Origin of the sequence: Dietzia sp. CQ4, from assembly GCF_014145125.1 — a bacterium.
Taxonomy (GTDB): Bacteria; Actinomycetota; Actinomycetes; order Mycobacteriales; family Mycobacteriaceae; genus Dietzia; species Dietzia natronolimnaea.
Genome location: NZ_JAALDZ010000129.1, coordinates 1 through 12502, shown reverse-complemented (window position 1 = coordinate 12502; position 12502 = coordinate 1). Strand labels below are relative to the sequence as shown.

The following is a 12502-nucleotide window of genomic DNA, read 5'->3' as shown; positions in this document are numbered from 1 at the left end:
GCCGGCTGGCCCTGGGGCCGGGCCTGCGCGGCCGGCTGGCCCTGGGGCCGGGCCTGCGCGGCCGTCTGACCCTGTTGACCTGCCGCCATCTGCTGCTGGTAGGCCTGCGCCTGCTGCTGTGCCGCCAACTGCGACTGCGCCTTGACCAGCGCCTGCTGGATCTCGTCGGGGATGGTCAGCGGAAGCACCTCCCGGACGGGCATCGGTCCGTCGCCACGGTTCACCAGCAGATGCTTGAACACCTCCCGACCCTCCTCGGCGGCCTGCTCGGCCAGCTCCGGGGTGGCCATGATGCGCACCTCGGCGGTCCACCGGTGCCCGTCGACCCCGATCGCACGGAAGACGGCACCCGGCATGGCGGCCACGAGTTCGCGCCCCCACGGACCGTCCTCGACGGTGACCTCGGCGCCCTGACCCTCGAGCTGCTCGCGCATGGCGGCGACCATGGTCCGCCACTGCCCGGCCGACTTCGGCGCGGCGAAGGCGCGCGGGATCACCCGCGACACGGTGGTGACCACGTGGAACTCCGGCTGACCGTTCGGATCCAGCGCGACGTTCAGATCGCGCCCCTTGGGGACGCCGATCACCAGGGAACCGAGGTCGAGGTGTCCGTACCCGAGGTCGGTGTAGTACCGGGCCACGTCCCCGACCGACGAGCGGTCATGCGGACCGGTCGTGGACGGTGCGGAGTCCGCGGGTTCCCCGGGGGTGGCGGCGTCGCGGTCCCCGGTCACCGACTTCTTGCGTCCGAACATGGTCGAATCCTCTCCGCGTGCGACCCGGTCCCGGTCGGGACCGTGCCTCTTGACGCTACCCAACGTGGTGTGGTGCCGGTCAGGTCAGGCGGTGGTGACCTCCGGTCGAGCCGTGGCCCCGCTCTCCCCGGTCGGTCTGGTCGAGCTCGTCGACCTCCTGCACGTCCCAGAGTTCGACTCTCTGGATGATCAACTGTGCGATCCGGTCACCTCGTCCGATGTGAACCGGTTCGGACGGGTCGAGGTTGACGAGGTTGACCTTGATCTCGCCGCGATACCCGGCATCGATGGTGCCCGGGGCGTTGACGATCGACAGTCCCGCCCGTGCGGCGAGACCGGATCTGGGGTGGACGAGCCCGGCGTACCCCTCCGGGATGGCGACGGCCACCCCTGTGCCCACCAGCGCACGCTGCCCGGGTTCGAGTGCGCAGTCCTCGGCCGAGAACAGATCGATGCCCGCGTCGGAGGGGTGGGCGCGGGACGGCACCGGAAGACCGGGGTCCAACCTCCGTAGCCGCAGCGGTCCGCGTGATCCGGACGAGTGGTCGGGGTGGTTCATGGCTGGCCGCCCTCCTGCCGGGTGGAGCCCGGGTGATGGATAGTCTTGATGTCGTGACCGAAGAAGATCTCCGACCGTCGCCCGACCGGGTCCCGCGCCCTGTTCACTCGGAACGACTCCGGGTACCGGGATGGTGGTGGGTGCTTCTCGCCGCCATCACCGTCCTCGTGGCCGCCGTGGCCTCGGTACTCGGCGCGCCGTGGTGGCTGTGGCTGCTCACCGTGGTCGTGCCCGCCCTGTTCGCGTGGCTCTTCGTCACCGTCGGTCGCGAGCGTATCGAGGTCGAGTCCGACGGTCAGGGCGGAGGGACCCTGTACGCGGGCCGCGCGCGTCTGCCCTTCGAGGCGATCTCGCGCAGCGCCGTCGTGCCCGCGACCGCCAAGCAGGCCGCGATGGGGCGCCAACTCGATCCGGAGGCGTTCGTCGTCCACCGCGGTTATGTCCCCACCATGGTGATCGTCGTCCTGGACGACCCGCTGGACCCCACGCCCTACTGGCTGATCAGCACCCGTGACCCGGAAGGACTCGCGGCGGCCCTCCCGGACAACCACTACAGCTGAGCGATCAGCCCGCGCAGTCCACGCAGATCGGCAGTCCGTCCCTCTCCTCGGCGAACCGGCTCCGGTGATGGACGAGGAAGCAGTCTCCGCAGGTGAACTCATTGTCCTGCTCGGGAACCACACGGACCGTGAGTTCCTCTCCGGAGAGATCCGCCCCCGGGAGTTCGTAGGACTCGGCGGTATCCGTCTCGTCCACGTCGACCTCGCCGGTAGCCCCCTCCGCCCTCCGGGCCTTGAGTTCCTCCAGCGAATCACCGGCCAGCTCGTCAGCTTCGGTCCGGCGGGGTGCGTCGTAGTCGGTTGCCATGTGTCTCTTCTCTAGCGGTCAGGTGGCGAGGGGCGGTCGGTTCGATCGTGGACCGACCGGCGCACGCATATTAACGGAAACTAGCAGGGATTTCATCCGCGCTTCCGGACCGTGTCCCCACCGGGACGCCGATTCCCCGACGATTACAGTGGTGAGGCGGACCCGGACAGGGCTCCCGCACCGTGACACCTGCAGGAAGGACCCTCATGGTCGTCCACCTCAGCGCCCAGGCGACACCCAGTCCGACCCCCACTCGGGGGATGGGACGACTACGCAGACCCTACGTGCTGTTCGTGGTGGCCACGCTGGTCCTCGGGGGTCTGGTGTGGGCTTCCGCGCTCATGGGCAGCGATGCGGCGACCCAGGCCGCCGCCTGTCCCGTGACGCCCGCGGCGGAGGAGGCCGGACTGCGGGAACAGCCCGCCGGCGCACTCGACTCGGTCGAGCCGGCCCTGTTGGCGGACACGCGGGTCCGGGTGCTCAACGCCAACGGCCAGAGCGGTCAGGCGGGTGCGGTCGCCGCCCAACTCGCCGAACGCGGATTCCAGCCGGCGGGAGCCGACGCCACCGGCAACGACCCGATCTACGCCCAGGACCTCGAGTGCCACGGGCAGATCCGCTACGGCGAGGCCGGGGAGGCGAGCGCGAGGTCACTGTCCCTCGCCGCGCCGTGCATGCAGCTGGTGTCCGACGGGCGGGCGGACGAGTCCGTCGACCTGGTGCTGGGGACGATCTTCTCGCGACTGTCGGACTCGGCGGAGAGCGTGGGGGCGCTCGACGAGCTCAAGGTGGGACGTCAACCGATCTCCGCCGAGCTGGACGCGGCGCGAGCCGTCAACTGCTGACCGCGCCCCCGAGCGCCTCGATCGCGGACAGGAACTCCCCCGCCACACCGGGTGCGGCGGCGGCAGTGGGGACCTCGTCGTCGTGGGAGACCCTCACCACCGCGCCGGCCTCGGCGGCGATCAGGGCCCCGGCCGCGTGATCCCACGGCTTGAGGCAGCGCTCGTAGTAGGCGTCGATCCGGCCGGTGGCCACCATGCACAGGTCCAGGGCCGCGGACCCGCACCGTCTGATGTCACGGATCCGCGGGAGGAGCTCCGCGACCACCCGCCCCTGTTCCGCGCGGACGTCGGAGTCGTAGGAGAACCCGGTTCCCACGAGCGCCATCGACAGGTCGTCACACGCCGACGCCGTCAGTTCGGTGAGCGTGCCCGTGGCGGACCGGAGGCTCGACCCGCGGCCGAGCCCCGCGGTCCAGGTCTCGCCGGTGACGATGTTGTGCACCGCACCCGCGAGGACCACCCCGTCGACCTCCGCCGCCACCGAGACGGCGGTGAAGGGGATCCCGTAGAGGAGGTTGACGGTTCCGTCGACCGGATCCACCACCCACCGCACGACCCCCCGTCCCGGGGCGGTCGCCTCCTCGCCACCCTCCTCCCCCAGGACGCGGTCGCCGGGCCGGGCGGAGACCACCTGCGAACGGAGGTGCTCCTCCACGGTGGTGTCGATGACGGTCACCGGGTCGGTCGCAGAGCTCTTGGCACGCGCGTCGAGCCCGGTGGAGCCGAACTGCTCCACCATCCGCCGGGCCACGTCACCGCCCGAGACCGCGAGCCGACCCGCGAACCGCCTCAATTCGTCGACGGTGTCCGCGTGGGTTGATCGCGCGACCCCTCCGTCCGTCTCCTCCGACATGTCGGCTCACCTCGTCGTCGTCCCCGATTGGACCGGCCCACGGTGGTACCGGACAGATACGCTGACGAACGGGCGCTCGTCGCCCCCATCGTGCCCCGTCGGTCCGGTGGACTCCAACCGCAGCCGTGACCCTCACGGCCCGTCACCCGGGAGCCCGAGATGCCCACCCCCACACCTACCGAGAGCACCCAGGCGCCGGCCTCCTCCACCGGCCTGGGGGTGGACGTCGGCGGCACAGGGATCAAGGCGGGGCTGGTCGACCTCGGCACCGGGGAACTCCTCGGCCCCCGGTCGACACGTCCCACCCCGCAGCCGGCGACCCCGGACGCGGTCGCCGGGGTCATCCGCGCGATGGTCGACGAACTCGGATGGGACGGCCCGGTGGGGGTGGCTCTCCCCAGCGTCATCCACGACGGCGTCGCGAGGATCGCCCACAACATCGACGGCTCCTGGGTCGGCTGCGACGTGGTCGCCCTGTTCGACAGGCACCTCCCCGGACGCTCGGTGGTCATGCTCAACGACGCCGACGCGGCGGGTGTCACCGAGGTGCACTACGGCGCCGGTGAGGGGGTGGACGGCCTGGTGGTCCTGCTGACCTTCGGCACGGGGATCGGATCGGCACTGCTGCTGGACGGCCATCTCGTCCCCAACACGGAGTTCGGACACCTCATGGTGGAGGACATCGCCGGCCGGGGTTTCGACGAGGCCGAGCACCTGGCCTCCGCATCGGTACGTGCACGGGACGGACTGACCTACGAGGAATGGGCGCCCCACGTGTCCAACGTCCTGCGATGCCTCGAGGACCTGCTCTGGCCCCGCGCATTCGTCCTGGGGGGCGGGATCAGCGAGGCCGCCGAGGAGTGGTTCCCGCTCCTGGAGAACCGCACCCCGGTTCGTGCGGCCATCAGACGTGGCGATGCCGGGATCATCGGGGCGGCGCTGTACTCGGCGGCGCGCGACGGCCTGGTCGATCTGGGGTCGACACTGTCCCCGGGCAGCTACTGACCCCTCGTCAACAGCGCCTGATGCGACCTCCGGGCGGGTTCCTCGTTACAATGGCGCAGGCCGGGATCACCTACCGGCCGGGGACGGGCCCGGTACCGCAAGGCGGACGGCTCGAGTGTCGGCATACGATGCGGCATCGATCCCCGTTTCCCATCGATTCACCGGTTGTGAAGGGGCGTTTGTGGCAGCCACGAAGACCACCAGTTCGGATCCCGCGATGAGCGGCGATCCGTCGGACACCGAGGTCACGGGCGAGGCCCCCGCCAAGAAGACCGCGGCGAGCAGGACACCAGCGAAGAAGGCCGCGCCCGCCAAGAAGACGGCGGCGAAGAAGTCGGCCCCGGCCAAGAAGACCGCGGCCAAGAAGACCGCGGCCAAGAAGACCGCCGCCGCGGGCGATCCCGCGCTCACGGACAACGCTCCGATCGACGACGCACCGGTCGAGGCACTCGAGGTCGAGCCGGACACCGCCGAACTCGAGGACGTCGAGGTCGATGTCGTCGACGTCGATGACGCGGAGGCCGACGAGGAGACCAAGGAGGGTCCGACCGCCAAGGACAAGGCGTCGGGTGACTTCGTCTGGGACGAGGACGAGTCCGAGGCCCTGCGGCAGGCCCGCAAGGACGCCGAGCTCACCGCCTCGGCCGACTCGGTCCGCGCGTACCTCAAGCAGATCGGCAAGGTCGCCCTTCTCAACGCCGAGGAGGAGGTCGAGCTGGCCAAGCGTATCGAGGCCGGCCTCTACGCCACCTGGTTCATGGCCCAGGTCGTCGAGCGTGGCGAGAAGCTCACCACCGCCCAGCGCCGCGACTACAAGTGGATCGAGCGGGACGGCGTCCGCGCCAAGAACCACCTGCTCGAGGCGAACCTCCGGTTGGTCGTGTCCCTGGCCAAGCGCTACACGGGCCGGGGGATGGCGTTCCTGGACCTCATCCAGGAGGGCAACCTGGGTCTGATCCGCGCCGTCGAGAAGTTCGACTACACCAAGGGCTACAAGTTCTCGACCTACGCGACCTGGTGGATCCGCCAGGCCATCACCCGCGCCATGGCCGACCAGGCCCGCACCATCCGCATCCCGGTGCACATGGTCGAGGTCATCAACAAGCTCGGGCGCATCCAGCGCGAGTTGCTCCAGGACCTGGGCCGCGAGCCCACCCCGGAGGAGCTGGCCAAGGAGATGGACATCACCCCGGAGAAGGTGCTGGAGATCCAGCAGTACGCCCGGGAGCCCATCTCGCTCGACCAGACCATCGGTGACGAGGGCGACTCGCAGCTCGGCGACTTCATCGAGGACTCCGAGGCCGTGGTGGCCGTGGACGCGGTGAGCTTCACGCTGCTCCAGGACCAGCTCCGCTCGGTGCTCGACACCCTGTCCGAGCGCGAGGCGGGCGTGGTGCGGCTGCGCTTCGGCCTCACCGACGGACTGCCCCGCACGCTGGACGAGATCGGCCAGGTCTACGGGGTCACGCGCGAGCGGATCCGCCAGATCGAGTCCAAGACCATGTCCAAGCTGCGCCACCCGTCGCGGTCCCAGGTGCTACGCGACTACCTGGACTGATCTCCCGCCGGTCCGGTACCCCGGACGAGCCCGGGCCCCGTTTATGTCGACGGGGCCCGGGCTCGTTCGCATGCTCATCCGACAGGGACGGCGAGGCGTGGTTCTAAGCCCCTTCCAGCGTCCCCTTCCAGCTGCCCCTACCAGCTACGCAGCAGCGAGATGCGTTCCCGGATCTGGTCGGCCGAGGCCATGGGCACCGGAGGACCACCACAGGAGTTACGCAGCTGCGTGTGGATCGCTCCGTGGGACTTGCCCAGACGGCCCGAGTACACGGACACCAGCGTGTTGAGTTGGCGCCTCAGATCCTTAAGCTCGGCCGCGGAGGCCACGCGGGCGGCAGCCGCACCCGCGTTCGCCCCCGGACCGCCGGCGTTGCCCGGGAGGGTGGTGCCGGAGATGGTCGGGTCCGTCCCCACGCCCACCACCGCCACGGCCCCGGGCGCGGAGGACCCCTCACCGGACGACCGCCTGATCTGCTCCTTCTCCCGCTGACGCAGGAGGGCCTTGACGTCGTCCGCCCCGAGCAGACCGGGGAGACCGATGTAGTCGGCCTCCTCCTCGCTCCCCGCGAACGTGGCCGTGCCGTAGGAGGACCCCTCGTAGACGATCTGATCGAGTTCGGCGTCCGCACCGAGGGAGATGTACCCCTTGTCCTCGTCGTCCGCGTCGGGCTCGTCGTGTTGCTGGTTGGCCTGCGCCAGCAACTCGTCCTCGAGCCCGTCCTCGCGGTGGGGCTTGCCCAGGACGTGATCCCGCTGGGCCTCCATCTGGGAGGCGAGCTGCAACAGGACCGGGACCGACGGCAGGAACACCGACGCGGTCTCCCCCGGCCTGCGGGACCGGACGAACCGGCCGATGGCCTGGGCGAAGTACAGGGGGGTCGAGGCGCTGGTGGCGTACACCCCCACGCTCAGGCGCGGCACGTCCACTCCCTCCGAGACCATGCGGACCGCGACCATCCACTCGTCCGTCGAGGCGGAGAACGTGCCGATCCGGCTCGAGGCGGTGGGGTCGTCGGACAGGACGACGACGGGGGCCCGCCCGGTGATCTCCGTGAGCAGAGCCGCGTACTCGCGAGCGCGTTCCTGGTCGGTGGCGATCACCAGCCCGCCGGCGTCGGGCACCCCACCCGCGCGGATCTGCCGGAGCCTGGTGTGTGCCGCCTGGAGGACCGCCGGCATCCAGTCGCCGTGGGGGTCCAGCGCCACCCGCCAGGCGCGCGAGTTCTGGTCCGCGCTGAGTGGTTCGCCGAGCCGGGCGGAGAACTCCTCACCGGCGTTGGTCCGCCAGCGCGCCTCGCCGGAATAGGCGAGGAAGACGACGGGTCGCACGACGCCGTCGGCCAGGGCGTCGGCGTACCCGTAGGAGTGGTCGGCCCTGGACCGTTGATGGCCCTGGCCGTCGGGTTCGTAGGTGACGAACGGGATCGGACTGTCGTCGGAGCGGAACGGTGTGCCGGTCAGGGACAGGCGACGCTCGGCGTCGTCGAACGCCTCACGGATGCCGTCTCCCCAGCTCTTGGCGTCGCCGCCGTGGTGGATCTCGTCGAGGATCACCAGCGTACGGCGGGATGCGGTCCGTTCGCGGTGCTTGAACGGGTGGGAGGCCACCTGGGCGTAGGTGACCACCACGCCGTGGTATTCCGGCGCGAGAGCGCCGGAGGAGTTGGAGTACTCGGGATCGAGCGCGATACCGGCCCTCGCGGCGGCCTCGGCCCACTGGAACTTGAGGTGCTCGGTGGGGGCCACCACGGTGATGGCGTCGACCGTCCGGTCGGTCAGGAGTTCGGTGGCCACGCGCAGACCGAACGTCGTCTTACCGGCGCCGGGGGTGGCCACGGCGAGGAAGTCCTTCGGCCGAGCCATGAGGTACTTGCGCAGCGCGGTCCGCTGCCAGGCGCGCAGCGGCGCGCCCGCGGCCGCCGTGGCGGCGGGGTCTGCGGTCTGCTCCTCGGTGCCCGGGACCGCGCCGGGTTCACTCACCAGGCTTCAGGGTCTCGTAGACGCGCTTGCACTCCGGGCAGACGGGAGAACCGGGCTTGGCGGACCGGGTGACAGGGAACACCTCGCCACAGAGGGCGATCACATAGGAGCCCATGACCGCGCTCTCGGCGATCTTGCTCTTGTCCACGTAGTGGAAGAACTTGGGCGCGTCGTCCTGCGTCTCCTCGGTCGTCGTGACCTCGGGGCGCTCTAGTGTCTTGGTCCGGGTGGTGCTCACCCCCTCATGATGCCGCACGCCACGGTCGGCGCGCCAACGCCGGAGTACCTTGGGGGCCATGGCACCCGACTCCCGTCGCAAGCGGTCCAAGGATCGGGACGGCACCGCGAGGCCCGTTCTGATCACCGCCGCGCGGGAGTCCTACCGGGACGAGCTCACGGCGCGGAAGAAGCGGTACTTCCTCCTGATGTCCATCCGGATCCCGGCGTTGCTCCTCGCCGCGGGTTCCCTGGCTCTCTGGAACAACCCGTGGATCGCACTGGCCATCGTCGCGGGGTCCATACCGATCCCGTGGATCGCCGTGATCAGCGCCAACGACAGGCCTCCGCTACCCAAGGGGCAGGCACGGATGTACACCGCCGGTGCGCTGGCCAATCACACGCCCCGCGCGATGCCGCCGGGCCTCACAGGTGGCCCCTCGCACCAGAGCCCGGCCCACGACGGCCCGACCCACGACGCCCCGGCACCCGGGGACCGCTCCGGCGACGGTCCCGCCTCGGGTGCCCCGGACCCGGCCGACCGACCCGATGAGAGCGATCCCGCCCGGTGACCCCGACAGTTCCCGCCCTCACCCGCCTGGCCCCCGCACTGGCGGAGTCGTTCCGCGAGTGCCACTTCACGGTGCCCGAACTGGAGGACGCACTGGGGCCGGAGGCGGTCTCGGCGCTCGCCCGCTCGGACCCGGCGTCCGTCCGCAGGCACGCCCGCTCCGCCGGGCCGGTCGGGACCCTGGTCCGGCTGTTCATCCTGGGTGACGCGGTCCCCGAGGGCGAGGTCGTGGCGGCCCTGCCCGGGGTACCCGTAGCCGACGGGATCGACGCCGGACTGTGGACCCGTCAGACCACGCCGGAGGCGACCCTCCGGGCGCTCCTCGACCTCCGGCCCGTGGACACCGGTCACGGCACACGCTGGGTCTTCGCCGACGTCGACGGGTCGATGGCCCACGCCACCACGAGGCCAGACCACGTCCTCGGGGTCGGGCAGGCCACGCTGTCCCTCCTCCGGATCACACCCACCTCGCACGTGGACTCCGTCCTCGACCTCGGCACCGGCTGCGGCATCCAGCTCGTGCACGCCCTCGGGACCGCGAGGACGGCGACGGGTACGGATATCACCCCCAGATGCCTGGACCTGGCGTCCGCCACGCTGGCCATCAACGGGTTGGACGGGGAACTGCTCGTCGGTCCCTGGTTCGAACCCGTCGCCCATCGTCGTTTCGACCGGGTCGTCGCCAACCCACCGTTCGTGGTGGGCCCCTCCGAGCCCGGCCATTCGTACCGCGAGTCGGGGCTCGCCCTCGACGGGGCGAGCCGGACGGTCGTGTCCGGGGCTCACGAACACCTGACCCGGGACGGCACCGCGGTCATCCTGGCCTCCTGGGTGGAACGCCAGGACACCGACTGGCGGACCCACGTGGCGTCGTGGGTCCCCTCCGACGGGGTGGAGGCCTGGGTGCTCCGTCGCGACACCTCGGACCCGGAGCTCTACGTCTGGACATGGCTCACGGACGAGGGCATGGACCCGAGGGACGAGTCCACAGCCCTCGCCGCGGACGCCTGGCTCGACCACTTCGAGGACCGGGGCGTCGACGGGGTCGGGTTCGGGTACGTCTTCCTCAGGCGGATCGACGGCGCGTCGTCGGTGCTCTGCGAGGACCTCACCCACCCCTTCGACGAGGGGCTCGGGGACGAGGCCGAGGCCTACTTCGCGCGCATGGCGTGGTTGCGGGCGGCCGCGGACCGACAGGGCGGGCAGGAGCGGGCGCTGGACGCGACGGTGTTCACCGTCTCCCCCGACGTCCACCTGCACGTCTCGGAGAGTCTGGCACCGGACGCCGGTGACGCGGGGGACGAGACGTCCGGGGCCTCTGCACCGGCCGGGTCGGTGGTGGTCGAGCGCGTCACCGGTGCACGCTGGCGCCACGAGATCGACCCGCTGACCGCGACGGTCCTCCGAGGGGCGCGTATGGGTGCGCTCCCCCTGGAGGATCTCGTCGTCCTCGCCGCCGCGGGGGCCGGTCGTGACCCCGGTGAGCTGGCGGAACCCGTGCGCAGGGTCGTGGCCGACCTGTTCCTCCACGGCTTCGTCGTCCCCGCCGGGGTCCCCGGGCTGCTCCCGCCCGGCGTCCGCGCCGCCGCCACCCCGGGGCCGGTGGGCGGGTGAGGGCCGTCATCACGCGCGTCACCGAGGCGTCGGTCACCGTGGACGGGGAGATCGTGGGCGCACTCCCCCGCGCCGGGCTGCTGGTGCTGCTGGGGGTGTCGACCGACGACGACGAGGGGGACGTCGCCACGATGGTCCGCAAGATCGCGGAGCTGCGCATCCTGCCTGGTGAGGCGGGCGCGGTCGAGATCGGCGCGCCCGTCCTGGTGGTCAGCCAGTTCACCCTCATGGGGTCGACGAGCAAGGGGCGCCGACCGTCGTGGTCCCGCGCGGCGCCCGGGGCTCGGGCCGAGGCCGCGGTCGATGCGGTGGTGCGAGGTCTCCGTGAGCGGGGACTCGAGGTCGAGACCGGGGCGTTCGGCGCGATGATGCAGGTCAGCTCCGTGAACGACGGCCCGTTCACCGTCCTCGTCGACACCTCGGGTTCCCGGACGTCGTGACGGACGTCATGGGCCCGGGAACATTCCCGGCACCACCGCCGTTGTAGCAGTACGTGACCGTGACCCGGACACGCGTCCGTTCCGTCCATCAGCAACCGACCGCCGACTCTGATCCCCCGGGCCGGCAGGAGGAGGAGACATGACGTCAGCCACCACCCGATCGGACCGTCGGACGGAGGCGGATTCGGATGGCCAGAGCCCCAGCGCGGACCTCGTCCGCGTCTACCTCAACGGGATCGGCAAGACGGCTCTGCTGAACGCGGAGGACGAGGTCGAACTCTCCAAGCGTATCGAGGCCGGTCTCTACGCCGCCCATCTCCTGGCCACCAAGAAGCGGATGGGCCCCACCAAGAAGGCCGACCTCAAGGTGATCGTCGCGGAGGGCGAGGCCGCCCGCGCGCACCTCCTCGAGGCCAACCTGCGTCTGGTGGTCTCACTCGCCAAGCGCTACACGGGGCGCGGCATGCCGCTGCTGGACCTCATCCAGGAGGGCAATCTCGGCCTGATCAGGGCCATGGAGAAGTTCGACTACGCCAAGGGCTTCAAGTTCTCGACCTACGCCACGTGGTGGATCCGCCAGGCGATCACCCGGGGGATGGCGGACCAGTCCCGCACCATCCGGCTCCCCGTGCACCTGGTCGAGCAGGTCAACAAGCTCGCCCGCATCAAGCGGGAGCTCCACCAGCAGCTCGGTCGCGAGGCGACCCTCGACGAGCTGGCGGAGGAGTCGGGGATCCCCGCGCACAAGATCGAGGAGTTGCTCGACCACTCGCGCGACCCGGTGAGCCTGGACATGCCCGTCGGCGCGGACGAGGAGGCGCCGTTGGGCGACTTCATCGAGGACGCCGAGGCCACCAGCGCCGAGAACACGGTCGTCACCAACGTCATGCACTCGGACGTCCGTGCGGTCCTGTCCACGCTCGAGGAGCGCGAACAGCAGGTCATCACACTGCGGTTCGGTCTCGATGACGGCCAGCCCCGCACCCTCGATCAGATCGGCAAGCGTTTCGGGCTCTCGCGTGAGCGCGTCCGCCAGATCGAGCGCGAGGTCATGGCGAAGCTCCGTGAAGGGCGCCGCGCCGACAAGCTCCGCTCCTACGCGGTCTGAGGTCCGGGCCGGACGAGGACACAACGACGCCCCGGCTCCACGGTCAGGCGGGTTCACACCGCCACCGGAGCCGGGGCGTCGTCGTGTCCGGGCCGGGCGACGAGCCGCGCCGGCGCAGGGGCCGACCCG

The 12502-nt window shown here is 70.9% G+C and carries 14 protein-coding genes; 8 read left to right on the top strand and 6 right to left on the bottom strand.

Features of this window, described 5'->3' with window-relative positions; translation table 11 throughout:
• On the bottom strand, positions 1 to 755 hold a 755-nt coding region (locus G6031_RS08240; protein WP_182652996.1), incomplete at its 3' end, for a DUF3710 domain-containing protein.
• A 79-nt stretch (positions 756 to 834) separates the two neighbouring features.
• Positions 835 to 1314: a dUTP diphosphatase gene (gene dut, locus G6031_RS08235; protein WP_182652995.1), complete on the bottom strand. Its 480-nt coding sequence runs from the start codon at positions 1312 to 1314 to the stop codon at positions 835 to 837.
• A 53-nt stretch (positions 1315 to 1367) separates the two neighbouring features.
• On the opposite strand from dut, the gene G6031_RS08230 reads away from it, so the two are divergent.
• The gene (locus tag G6031_RS08230) at positions 1368 to 1874 is read left to right on the top strand and encodes a DUF3093 domain-containing protein (RefSeq protein WP_179525219.1); all 507 of its coding nucleotides are present in this window, start codon (positions 1368 to 1370) and stop codon (positions 1872 to 1874) included.
• 4 nt (positions 1875 to 1878) lie between these two features.
• Here G6031_RS08230 and G6031_RS08225 read toward each other — a convergent pair whose 3' ends face one another.
• Positions 1879 to 2181, bottom strand: a complete 303-nt coding sequence (locus tag G6031_RS08225; RefSeq protein WP_179525218.1) for a DUF4193 domain-containing protein — start codon at positions 2179 to 2181, stop codon at positions 1879 to 1881.
• A gap of 206 nt (positions 2182 to 2387) precedes the next feature.
• Between G6031_RS08225 and cei the strand changes: the two genes are divergently transcribed.
• Positions 2388 to 3026, top strand: a complete 639-nt coding sequence (cei, locus tag G6031_RS08220; protein ID WP_182652994.1) for an envelope integrity protein Cei — start codon at positions 2388 to 2390, stop codon at positions 3024 to 3026.
• On the opposite strand, the gene G6031_RS08215 is transcribed toward cei, so the two are convergent.
• Positions 3016 to 3879, bottom strand: coding sequence for an inositol monophosphatase family protein (locus tag G6031_RS08215; RefSeq protein ID WP_179525216.1), 864 nt, complete (start codon positions 3877 to 3879; stop codon positions 3016 to 3018). The two genes, cei and G6031_RS08215, sit on opposite strands and share 11 nt — an antisense overlap.
• A 159-nt stretch (positions 3880 to 4038) precedes the next feature.
• On the opposite strand from G6031_RS08215, the gene ppgK reads away from it, so the two are divergent.
• Both ppgK and G6031_RS08205 read left to right on the top strand, forming a co-directional pair.
• Positions 4039 to 4884, top strand: a complete 846-nt coding sequence (gene ppgK / locus G6031_RS08210; protein ID WP_182617248.1) for a polyphosphate--glucose phosphotransferase — start codon at positions 4039 to 4041, stop codon at positions 4882 to 4884.
• Positions 4885 to 5065: 181 nt separating this feature from the next.
• Positions 5066 to 6442, top strand: a complete 1377-nt coding sequence (locus G6031_RS08205) for an RNA polymerase sigma factor (protein ID WP_182652993.1) — start codon at positions 5066 to 5068, stop codon at positions 6440 to 6442.
• Between the two features lie 137 nt (positions 6443 to 6579).
• On the opposite strand, the gene G6031_RS08200 is transcribed toward G6031_RS08205, so the two are convergent.
• The gene (locus G6031_RS08200) at positions 6580 to 8424 is read right to left on the bottom strand and encodes a DEAD/DEAH box helicase (RefSeq protein ID WP_179525213.1); all 1845 of its coding nucleotides are present in this window, start codon (positions 8422 to 8424) and stop codon (positions 6580 to 6582) included.
• Positions 8417 to 8662, bottom strand: coding sequence for a DUF3039 domain-containing protein (locus G6031_RS08195; protein WP_017837712.1), 246 nt, complete (start codon positions 8660 to 8662; stop codon positions 8417 to 8419). Before G6031_RS08195 ends, G6031_RS08200 begins: the two co-directional genes overlap by 8 nt.
• Before the next feature lie 58 nt (positions 8663 to 8720).
• Between G6031_RS08195 and G6031_RS08190 the strand changes: the two genes are divergently transcribed.
• From G6031_RS08190 to G6031_RS08175, 4 genes are all read left to right on the top strand, one after another.
• On the top strand, positions 8721 to 9212 hold the full coding sequence (locus G6031_RS08190; protein WP_182652992.1) for a DUF3099 domain-containing protein: 492 nt from the start codon (positions 8721 to 8723) through the stop codon (positions 9210 to 9212).
• The gene (locus G6031_RS08185; RefSeq protein WP_182652991.1) at positions 9209 to 10825 is read left to right on the top strand and encodes a methyltransferase; all 1617 of its coding nucleotides are present in this window, start codon (positions 9209 to 9211) and stop codon (positions 10823 to 10825) included. Before G6031_RS08190 ends, G6031_RS08185 begins: the two co-directional genes overlap by 4 nt.
• Positions 10822 to 11265 carry a D-aminoacyl-tRNA deacylase gene (dtd, locus tag G6031_RS08180; RefSeq protein ID WP_179525210.1) on the top strand — a complete coding sequence of 148 codons (444 nt, stop codon included), beginning with the start codon at positions 10822 to 10824 and terminating at the stop codon, positions 11263 to 11265. Before G6031_RS08185 ends, dtd begins: the two co-directional genes overlap by 4 nt.
• Before the next feature lie 139 nt (positions 11266 to 11404).
• A complete protein-coding gene (locus G6031_RS08175) occupies positions 11405 to 12373 on the top strand; it encodes a sigma-70 family RNA polymerase sigma factor (RefSeq protein WP_179525209.1) in 969 nt (322 codons plus the stop codon).
• Positions 12374 to 12502 lie beyond the last annotated feature (129 nt).

Coding starts and splice junctions, on each gene's coding strand:
- ppgK (WP_182617248.1), top strand. CDS start 4,039: ATGCCCACCCCCACACCTACCGAGAGCACCCAGGCGCCGGCCTCCTCC.
- G6031_RS08215 (WP_179525216.1), bottom strand. CDS start 3,879: ATGTCGGAGGAGACGGACGGAGGGGTCGCGCGATCAACCCACGCGGAC.
- G6031_RS08225 (WP_179525218.1), bottom strand. CDS start 2,181: ATGGCAACCGACTACGACGCACCCCGCCGGACCGAAGCTGACGAGCTG.
- G6031_RS08190 (WP_182652992.1), top strand. CDS start 8,721: ATGGCACCCGACTCCCGTCGCAAGCGGTCCAAGGATCGGGACGGCACC.
- cei (WP_182652994.1), top strand. CDS start 2,388: ATGGTCGTCCACCTCAGCGCCCAGGCGACACCCAGTCCGACCCCCACT.
- G6031_RS08175 (WP_179525209.1), top strand. CDS start 11,405: ATGACGTCAGCCACCACCCGATCGGACCGTCGGACGGAGGCGGATTCG.
- dut (WP_182652995.1), bottom strand. CDS start 1,314: ATGAACCACCCCGACCACTCGTCCGGATCACGCGGACCGCTGCGGCTA.